An 8,912-nucleotide genomic window follows, 5' to 3' on the forward strand; every position below is an offset into this window, starting at 1 on the left:
CCGATAGCGTGTCCTACTGCCCCGCAGATCTCGTTGGGGAGACCCGCGGCTACTGCTTGCTGCCCTGCAGCACCATGACGATGTCGCCGGGGATGGTCGCGCCGTCGGCGGTCGTCTTGAACTTGTCCTGCGCGGGGTTGATCTGCACCGTCACCGGCGCGCCCTCGGAGTGGTCGCCGGTCAGCCGGAGGGTGTAGGTCTCGCCGGCCTTCAGCGTCAGTCCGTCGGTCGGGAACGTCGCGTAGCCCACGCCGATCGCGTTGGCCGCCGCGGAGGTGTGGAAGACCGGCTTGCCGGCCTCGTCCAGGATCGCCACATTGACCTCGGACGAGTCGATCCAGGTCACCGCGGAGGCGTTCAGGCCGATCTGCAACGCGGTCACCTTGAGCGTGCGGTCGAACGAGATCTCCTCCTCGACCGAGGCCCCCGGCTTCAGGATGTCCACCTGGGTGTCGACCGGCGCCGGCGAGGCGGAGGAGTACGCCGTCGGGGGAGCCGGCAGCAGGTAGAAGCCGAACAGCAGCGCGCAGAAGCCCAGCATCGCGGCGAGCCGCAGCCACACGACGCTGCGGCTGATCGTCTCCAGGTTGGGCATGCCGACCAGGAACTCGGTCCGCGGGTAGTTCAGCACCAGCACCGCGAGCACGCAGGCCAGCATGAAGCCCACCAGGAAGGGGATCTTGTTCTGCTCCAGGCCGGCGGCGCGCAGCAGCTCGGCGGGCGTCCCGAACCGCTGCGGGGACGCCGGCGGGACCACCGCACCGAACGCGAGGTCCTTGAAGGTGCCGGAGTTGTACATCGAGTAGCCGACCATGAGGTAGAGCACCATCAGCGAGGTGCCGAGGCCGGTCTCGAGGATCGAGTTCAAGGTGAAGTGCCGCGGGTTGGCGAAGATGATCAGCACGGTGAACGGCGACACCAGCGCGATCCAGTAGGGATTCAGCGGGACGATCGCGCAGAACACCAGGAACGCGGCGAGCGAGACGTAGATCGCGAACGCCTGCACCTGGCGCTCGGTGACCGGTCGCTTGACGTAGGCGAAGATCGTCAGGCCCACCATGAACACCACGAACAGCGGGACCGTGATGTTCGACTGCCAGGTGAAGCCGGCGACGGTGAGCCGATTGAGCATCTCGTCGGTGAACCCGCCGGTCGAGATCTGGAAGGCGAGGTTCCCGCGGTACAGCAGCCGGCAGAACAGCAGCCCGAGGACGCCGACGATGATCTGCCCCGCCGCGCGCGGCAGCCGCTTCTCCCGCAGCAGCACCAGCGGGATGAACACGAACAGCCCGAAGAGCTTCAGCGTGTTCGCCGCGAGGAACCACAGCAGGAACGCACGCGTGCGGCCCTGCATGTACGCCAGGATGCCGGCGAGCATGAAGGTGACCGAGATGATGTCGTACTGGACGGTGACGAACACCGGTACGAACAGCGCCATCGAGGACAGGAAGTAGAAGGCCACCCACTTCGAGCGGGCGGCGGGCAGGCCCATCGTCCTGCCGATCGACATCATCAGCCGCGCCGAGATGAGCGCGAACACCACGATCATCAGCTTCAACCACAGCAGGGCCGGCGTGGAGTTCAGATAGTCGAAGTCGCCGAACTTGTAGAACAGGTAGGTCGGCAGGTTCCAGATCCCGAAGATCAGGTAGATCGGGATGTCGTACACCGCCGGATGGCCGTACGTCGAGTGGTCGATGGCGATCTGGTAGAAGTCCTGCGGGCGGCCGGCGAACAGCGAGTCCAGGAAGTTGAACGAGTGCTCGAACGTCGCCTTGACGTCGCCGTACAGGAAGGTGAAGTAGGCGAGCACCAACGTCGCTGCGAGGATCACCCAGTCGGCGATCCCCGGCCGCTCGACCCGCTTCCACCAGCGCCCGACCGGGCTCGCGAGGGTGGCCGCGCCGACCCGTCCCCAGGCCCCGTCCACGTGGTCCCAGCCGCGATCCAGGCCGGCACCGAGGCGTGCGCTGCGCGAGACCCTGGGAGAGGTGCGCTCCGCCGTGGCGCCTCCGGCGCCGGGAGCCGTCACCGGCTCGGCCTCGGTCGTGGTGACCGCGGTCGGCTCGACCGGCGTGGAGGAGGTCGCTTCGGACGCCGTCACCTCGGTCGTCGGCTGCTGCTCGGTGTCCTTCATGTCGTGCTGTTGCCTGCTTCCATTGGCGGGGTCACGCCCTCGCGCGCCGCGGCGGCGCGCCGGCCGGGGCGTTCGATGAGCATCTTGCGAGAGATGAAGTTGTAGACCATGACGACCGCGGTCGCGATGAGCTTGCCGACTAGCGGCGAGGCGCCCATCTTGTCGACGGTCAGCAGCAGGATCACCTGGTTCAGACCGAGCGCGACCATGTTGAGCCCGACGTACGTCGCGAACTCCTTGGCGATGCTGCGCCCTTCGCGCGCCTCGAACACGAACTTCAGCGTGAGCACGTAGTTCAGCACGAGCGACAGCGAGAAGGAGATGGTGCTCGCCACGATGTACTGGACGTCGAACATCCGGTACAGCAGCACGAAGACTCCGTAGTCGACGCTGAAGGAGATCAGCCCCGCGACCAGGAACCGCAGGAACTGCCACAGCAGCCGTCGCGCCCGCTCCTCGGTTCGCAGGACGGGGTCGTCGATCGGCGCGGTCATCGGCCGTCTTCGAGCGGGCTGTCCTTCGGTGCGGCCGGACCGCCGAGCGAGGCGCGGGTGCCCTCCGCGCCGCTCGGGGCCTGGCCGTGCGGGAAGTTGATCAGCTCGCCGACGACCACCCGCGGCTTCGTGGTGACCCGGCCGTTGATGCTCAGGATGTACTCGCCGAGCACCCCGATGAAGAACAGCTGGACCGCGCCGAGGAAGAAGATGCCGACCGTCGTCGAGGCATCCCCGGCGGGGTAGGTGTCCCAGTTGACGACCTTGTTGATGAACACGAAGATCGCCAGCCCGAGGCACACCAGGCCGATCAGCGCCGCGATGAACGTCGCCAGCCGCATCAGCAGCTTCGTGGACGACGTGATGCCCTGCATCGCGAAGTCGTAATTGCGCAGGAAGTTGAAGTTGGACTTGCCGCGGGCGCTCTTGGCCTGGTCGTACTGGACGATCTCGACGTTGAGCCCGTACTCGGCGACCACGGCCTTGAAGAACGGCTGGACGTCGTCGATCTCCGACAGCACGCGGATGAACTCGCGGTCGTACAGGCCGTAGCCGGTGAACCGGGGGATCTGGGTGGTGTCGGCGAACCATTTGATGACCGCGTAGTACAGGCGGCGCAGCGCCGTCATCACGAAGCCCTCGTCGCTGCTGCGGCGCTGGCCGATGACGACCCGGGCCCCGGACTCCCACGCGCGGACGAACTCCGGCAGGTTCTCCGGCGGGTCCTGCAGGTCGCCGAACAGCATGAACGTGGCGTCGCCGCTGCCGTACGTCAGCGCCGAGAAGACGTTGCGGTGGAACCCGAAGTTGCGCGCGTTGAGCACGCCGCGCACGCGGCCGTCCAGGGCGGCGAGCCGGCGGATCTCGGCGCGGGTTCCGTCGGTGGAGAAGTCGTCGACGAAGATGATCTCGTAGTCGTACCTCGGCAGCTGGTCGCGGAAGACGGCGGTGAGGCGGTCGAACATCTCCTGCACGCTGCGCTCTTCGTTGAAGCACGGGATGACCACGCTGATAGTGGGTCGTGACAACGAGTGCTCCTAGCGTTCCCTGGCGTTCGGCGGCCGGCCCAGTTTACCGCAGCAACGGCGCGGATCCGCGGATCGAGACGTCGTGCACAGCGGCCCGCAGGACCGCTAGTCTCACCATGTGGGAGGCACAACGGGGTGCCGCCCTTCTCCCGGAGGCCAGTGGTGAATCCAGGCACGCCCGTGGGCGCCGCGGTGGGCGATGCGGCCCAGCGCACGTCGTCGCTGCTGGGCGCGGCGGTCCGCGTCGCCAAGTCCGACCTCAAGTCGCTGCCGAAGGGTATCGGCGCCGACACCGCCGCGGCGTTCGTGCGCGCGTACTACTCGGAGACGGTGCCGGAGGACCTGGTCTCGCGGACCGCGGAGGACCTGGCGGCCGCGGCGCTCGGTCACCTCGCGATCGGTGTCGTCCGCAAGCCGGGTGAGGACATCGTCCAGGTGCGGGGGACGTCGGCGGCCCGCGCAGTGGTGGACATCGTCACCGACGACATGCCCTTCCTGGTCGACTCGGTCACCGGCGAGGTGCTGCGGCGTGACCACACCGTCCGGTTCATCGTGCATCCGGTCATGGACGTCGTCCGCGACCGCAGCGGGCGAATGCACGCGCTCGCCACCAGCGAAGCGCTCAACGCGCGTGCCGAGGCGTGGATCCACGTCGAGGTCATCGGGCCGCAGTCGACGCAGGACCTGCGCGACCTCGAACGTGCCCTGCGGGCGGTGCTGCGCAACGTGGCCGCCGCGGTCGAGGACTGGGAGGCGATGCGTGACCGCGCCCTCGCGATCGCGGCCGAGCTGCGCGAGAAACCACCGGCCGGCGTACCGGACGACGAGGTGACGCAGACGGTCGAGCTGCTGGAGTGGCTGGCCGCCAACCACTTCACCTTCCTGGGATACCGCGAGTACAAGCTCAAGAGGGTGCGCGGCGCCGATCATCTGCAGCCGCTGGCCGAGAGCGGGCTCGGGCTGCTGCGCGCCGAGGGCTCGCTGCCGTCGCGACCGCTGCCCGGGCCGTCGGCGGCCAAGGCGCGGGAGAAGCGCCTGATGATCATGACCAAGGCGTCCTCCCGGTCGCCGGTGCACCGCACCGCGTACATGGACTACGTCGGCATCAAGGTGTTCAACAAGGCCGGTGACGTCACCGGCGAGCGTCGCTTCGTCGGGCTGCTGACGTCCTCGGCGTACCGCCAACGGGTCGAGGCGATTCCGGTCATCGGGCACAAGATGCGCGCCGTCATCGACGCGGCCGGCTACCAGCGCGGCTCGCACACCGCGAAGGACCTGCGCGACGTCATCGAGTCGTTCCCGCGCGATGAGCTGTTCCAGTCCCGGATCGAGCAGATCCTGCCGGTCGCGCAGGCGGTCATCCGGCTGCCCGAGCGGCGCCAGACCCGGCTGTTCCTGCGCCGCGACGACTACGGCCGGTTCTACTCCGCGCTGGTGTTCCTGCCGCGCGACCGGTACTCCACACCGGTGCGGCTGAAGATGATCGACATCCTGATGCGTGAGCTGGGCGGGACGTCGTACGAGTACTCGACGCAGTCCAGCGATTCCCCGCTGGCGCGCCTGGAGTTCGTGATCCGGGTGCCGCTCGGCAGCGCCACCGAGGATCTCTCGCCCGAGCGGTTCGCCGAGCTGCAGGCGAAGATCATCGAGGCGTCCCGGTCGTGGGACGACGACCTGGCCGACGCGCTCCGCGACTACGACCCGGTCGAGCAGGCCGAGATCGAACGCTTCGCCGACGCGATGCCGCCTAGCTACCGCGCCTCGTACGGCGCCGCGGCGGCCCTCGAGGACATTGAGGTGCTGCGTCGCCTCGAGCGAACGGACCCGGGCACGATCAGCGCGGTGGCCGACCCCGCCGGTGCGGCCGGCCTCGCGCTGCGGCTGGTGCTGCCCGGCGAGGAGTCCGGGCACATCGACGAGTCCGGCGCCGACGAGCTGCAGCGTGACATGTTCCGGCTGAAGGTGCACTCGATGGACCGGCCCATCCTCCTGTCGAGCCTGCTCCCGGTGCTGCAGGACCTCGGCATGGAGGTCAGCGACGAGAACACCTTCGACTTCGACATCCAGGAGGCCGACGGCGAGCGCCGTCAGGTGTGGATCTACGACTTCGTCATGTCGGCCACCGGTGACGTGTTCGTCACCAGCGATCTGGCGGCCAAGTTCACCGACGCCGTCGCCGCGGCCTGGAGCGGCGTGGCCGAGAGCGACAGCCTGGGGGCGCTCGTCGTCGGCGCCGGCATGAGCTGGCGCGAGATCGCGCTGCTGCGCGCCTACGTGCACTACCAGCGCATGGGCGGCATGAGCTACAGCAAGCACTACGTCGAGCAGGCCCTGGTCGGCAACGCCGCGATCGCCCAGCTGATCGTCGACCTGTTCTCCGTGCTGTTCGACCCGGCGCGCCGCGGCGGTCGCGACGACGACGCCGCGGCGATCCGCGAGCAGATCAAGCAGGCCCTCGCCGACGTGGCGAGCCTCGAGGAGGACCGCACGCTGTCGGCGATCGCCGGCACGGTCGACGCCACGCTGCGCACGAACTTCTACCAGACCGACGACGCCGGGCACCGCCACGAGATCATCACGCTGAAGCTCGACCCGCACCGCGTCCCCGACCTGCCGTCGCCGCGTCCGTACCGCGAGATCTGGGTCTACTCGCCGCGGTTCGAGGGCGTGCACCTGCGCTTCGGCGCGGTCGCCCGCGGCGGCCTGCGGTGGTCGGATCGCCGCGAGGACATGCGCACCGAGATACTCGGCCTGGTCAAGGCGCAGATGGTCAAGAACACCGTCATCGTGCCGACCGGCGCCAAGGGCGGCTTCGTGCCCAAGCGGCTGCCCGACCCCGGGACCGACCGCGAGGCGTGGCTGGCCGAAGGCATCGCCTGCTACCGGGCGTTCATCCGCTCGCTGCTGCAGATCACCGACAACCGCGTCGGCGCCAAGGTGGTCCCGCCGAAGGGCGTCGTCCGCCGGGACGACGACGATCCCTACCTCGTCGTCGCGGCCGACAAGGGCACCGCCACGTTCTCCGACTACGCCAACGAGGAGGCGATCGCCGCGGGCTTCTGGCTCGGCGACGCCTTCGCCTCCGGCGGCTCCGTCGGCTACGACCACAAGGCGATGGGCATCACCGCCCGCGGCGCCTGGGAGTCGGTCAAGCGGCACTTCCGCGAGCTGGGCATCGACACCCAGACCGAGGACTTCACCGCGATCGGGATCGGCGACATGTCCGGTGACGTGTTCGGCAACGGGATGCTGCTGTCCGAGCACATCCGCCTCGTCGCCGCATTCGACCACCGGCACGTGTTCATCGACCCCACGCCGGACGCCGAGTCGTCGTACGCCGAGCGGCACCGGCTCTTCGAGCTGCCGCGATCCTCCTGGGACGACTACGACCGGTCGCTGATCAGCAAGGGGGGCGGCGTCTGGCCGCGCACCGCGAAGTCCATCCCGCTGTCCGCGCCGCTGCGTACCGCCCTCGGGATCGAGGGCGCGGCGACGTCGATCGCCCCCCTCGAGCTCATCGGCGCCATCCTGAAGGCGCCGGTCGACCTGTTCTGGAACGGCGGGATCGGCACCTACGTGAAGTCGTCGACGGAGACCAACGCGGACGTCGGGGACCGGGCGAACGACGCGATCCGGGTCAACGGCGCGCAGCTGCGCTGCCGGGTGGTCGGCGAGGGCGGCAACCTCGGGTTCACGCAGCGCGGACGCGTCGAGTACGCGCTGCGCGGCAACGGCGACGGCGGCGGCAAGATCAACACCGACGCCATCGACAACTCGGCGGGCGTCGACACCTCCGACCACGAGGTCAACATCAAGATCCTGATGCGCCGCGCGATCGACGACGGCGTCCTCAAGGAGTCGGCGCGGGCGCGTCTCCTCGCGTCGATGACCGACGAGGTGGGCGAGCAGGTCCTGGAGGACAACTACGACCAGAACGTCACCCTGCAGATGGAGGAGGCCAACAATCTCACCCTCAACGACGCGCACCGCCGGCTGATGCACCTGCTGGAGGAGGCGGGGCTGCTGGACCGGGACATCGAGTTCCTGCCGAGCGACGCCCAGCTGCGCGAACGCTACAAGGAGGGGCGCGGCCTCACCTCGCCCGAGCTGGCGGTGCTGCTGGCCTACTCGAAGATCCTCACCGACCGGTGGGTGCTCGACAGCGACCTGCCCGACGACCCGGCGTACACCCACCTGCTCACCGGGTACTTCCCGGCGCGCTTGCGCAAGAAGTACGCGAACGTCATGCAGGAGCATCCGCTGCATCGGGAGATCGTCGCGACGCAGGTCGCCAACCGGATCATCAACAACGCCGGCGCCACCGGGCCCATGCGGATGATGGAGGAGACCGGCGCGAGCGCCGTCGCGGTGTTCCGCGCCCAGACGGCGGCCAACCGGATCTTCGACCTGCCCGGGATGTTCGAGCGCATCGGTGTCCTCGACAACGTGGTACCCAGCGCGATCCAGACGTCCATGCGGGTCGAGGTGCAGCGGCTCGTCGAGCGGGCGACCCGCTGGATGCTGCGCAACGCGCCCACGCCGCTGCCGATCGTGCAGGTCGTCGACCGTTACCAGGACGGTGCGGCGGCGGTGATCGCGGTGCTGCCGGACGCGTTCACCGGCCTGGACCGCGACCGGTTCCGCGGCCGGGTCCGCGAGCTCGAGCACAGCGGCGTCCCGACCGAGCTGGCCACCCAGATCGCCTCCCTGCCCAAGGCCATCGCCGCGCTGGACCTCATCGACCTCGCCCGGGAGACCGGCAAGCCGATCAAGGATGTCACCGCGGCGTACTTCGCGCTCTCGGAACGGCTGCAGCTCTCCAGCCTGCTGGAGCTGATCATCGCGATGCCGCGCGACGGCCGGTGGCGCTCGATGGCACGCGGCACCCTCCGCGACGACCTGAACGGCGCGCACGCCGCGCTCACCGCGCAGGTGGTCGGTACCCGCGGTGCGGACATCGGCGAGCGGCTCGACCGGTGGCAGGACGATCTGCCGGCGCCGTCCGCGCAGGCGCTGGAGATGCTCCGCGAGATCCTGGACGGCGACAACCCCGACCTCGCCTCCATCGTCGTCGCCGTGCAGCTCGTCCGCGACCTGGTGACCGGGTCCACGACGACCCACTGACCCGCGGTCGCCGGCCGCGTGCCCGTTGTGTTGTGACCACTTCGGGCGACGTCGGAATGTGTCAAGCAGCTTGAGACAGTTCGGGTTGCGGCCGCGGTGGGTTGATGTGGACGACGCCGGGCGGTGCTT

The 8,912-nt window shown here is 69.0% G+C and carries 4 protein-coding genes; 1 reads left to right on the forward strand and 3 read right to left on the reverse strand.

What is annotated here, in order from left to right; genetic code table 11:
* Positions 1–49: 49 nt before the first annotated feature.
* Genes F8A92_RS07605 through F8A92_RS07615 form a run of 3 tightly spaced genes read right to left on the reverse strand, consistent with a single transcriptional unit; the run spans position 50 to position 3,659 of the window.
* Positions 50–2,137 carry a hypothetical protein gene (locus tag F8A92_RS07605; protein WP_228389285.1) on the reverse strand — a complete coding sequence of 696 codons (2,088 nt, stop codon included), beginning with the start codon at positions 2,135–2,137 and terminating at the stop codon, positions 50–52.
* Positions 2,134–2,631, reverse strand: a complete 498-nt coding sequence (locus F8A92_RS07610) for a GtrA family protein (RefSeq protein WP_153504564.1) — start codon at positions 2,629–2,631, stop codon at positions 2,134–2,136. The genes F8A92_RS07605 and F8A92_RS07610 overlap by 4 nt, the downstream gene beginning before the upstream one ends.
* Positions 2,628–3,659 (reverse strand): glycosyltransferase family 2 protein, encoded by a 1,032-nt coding sequence (locus F8A92_RS07615; protein ID WP_153504565.1) that lies wholly within the window; start codon positions 3,657–3,659, stop codon positions 2,628–2,630. The genes F8A92_RS07610 and F8A92_RS07615 overlap by 4 nt, the downstream gene beginning before the upstream one ends.
* Before the next feature lie 162 nt (positions 3,660–3,821).
* Between F8A92_RS07615 and F8A92_RS07620 the strand changes: the two genes are divergently transcribed.
* On the forward strand, positions 3,822–8,783 hold the full coding sequence (locus F8A92_RS07620; protein WP_228389286.1) for an NAD-glutamate dehydrogenase: 4,962 nt from the start codon (positions 3,822–3,824) through the stop codon (positions 8,781–8,783).
* Positions 8,784–8,912 lie beyond the last annotated feature (129 nt).

The sequence above is a fragment of the Cumulibacter manganitolerans genome, assembly GCF_009602465.1.
Taxonomy (GTDB): domain Bacteria; phylum Actinomycetota; class Actinomycetes; order Mycobacteriales; family Antricoccaceae; genus Cumulibacter; species Cumulibacter manganitolerans.